The organism is Oleiphilus sp. HI0132 (assembly GCF_001635845.1).
This window is the reverse complement of record NZ_LWGJ01000986.1, coordinates 1-404: the sequence shown is the minus strand read 5'-3', so window position 1 is coordinate 404 and position 404 is coordinate 1. Positions and strand designations below refer to the sequence as shown.

At 46.0% G+C, this 404-nt stretch carries 1 protein-coding gene; it reads left to right on the top strand.

Translation table 11 applies throughout. From position 1 onward, the window contains the following. Positions 1-404: beta-propeller domain-containing protein (locus A3766_RS11085; protein WP_197479538.1), on the top strand; the 404-nt coding region annotated here is incomplete at both ends.

Genomic DNA, 404 nt, shown 5'->3' with positions numbered 1-404 from the left:
CAATGGACATTCAACATAAACTTAAGCCAAGTTTGTTTCTTCTCACCTTGAGCTTACTGTCATCTGTTTTCGTTGGCTGTAGTGAGTCCGAGAATGATGGCGGAATTACCGGAACGGGCGGCCCTCTGGAAAGCTACTTAAAGCACGGAATTGCTTCGAATAACCAGAACCCTAGCTATTGCGATATTTGCCTCGATGCCCCCGTACTCGAAAGCGATGGAAGTGCAGATGCCTCTTCTGACGAGTCAAGCGATAGCTACTCCCGAACTAATACTCAAGAAACAGGAGTCGATGAACTCGACTGGCTTAAGACCGACGGAAACCTGATATACAGCTACAATGGAGGTTCCGACATCAATATATTTGAATTATCGGAACAGACAGGTAAACACGAAGCGCTCAAT